We start from the raw sequence: 430 nt of genomic DNA on the forward strand, positions 1-430 counted from the left end.
AAACAGACTCACGATACCGCTCAACTGAGACATGGCGAAACTCCTCCTGTTTCGCCCCGCGCGCTGCACCTTAACCGGAAGTCAGCCGACCGTACATGACTTATGATGACAGCGATTTGCGCTTCGTGAATCGTTCGGACGCTGTTGCCGCGGCAACAATTGCCAGCGGGCCGATTGCCTTTTGCAGCACTTTGGCTAAGACGTGCGGCATTCTTCAGATCAATCGAGGACATCGCAAATGACCGCCATCGTCGACATTGTCGGGCGTGAAATCCTGGACAGCCGTGGAAATCCGACCGTCGAGGTCGATGTCATTCTCGAAGACGGCTCGATGGGCCGCGCGGCGGTGCCGTCGGGTGCTTCGACCGGTGCCCACGAGGCCGTCGAACTGCGCGACGGCGGCGCCCGCTATCTCGGCAAAGGCGTGCTC

Annotated in this window: 1 pseudogene; it reads left to right on the top strand. The window is 60.0% G+C overall.

Annotated elements, in window-relative coordinates:
- Window positions 1-238 precede the first annotated feature (238 nt).
- A pseudogene (gene eno, locus EN969_RS34970) lies at window positions 239-430 on the top strand (phosphopyruvate hydratase); the annotation flags it as partial.

It is taken from the genome of Mesorhizobium sp. M7A.F.Ca.CA.003.01.2.1 (assembly GCF_003998945.1).
In the GTDB taxonomy this organism is placed as follows: Bacteria; Pseudomonadota; Alphaproteobacteria; order Rhizobiales; family Rhizobiaceae; genus Mesorhizobium; species Mesorhizobium ciceri.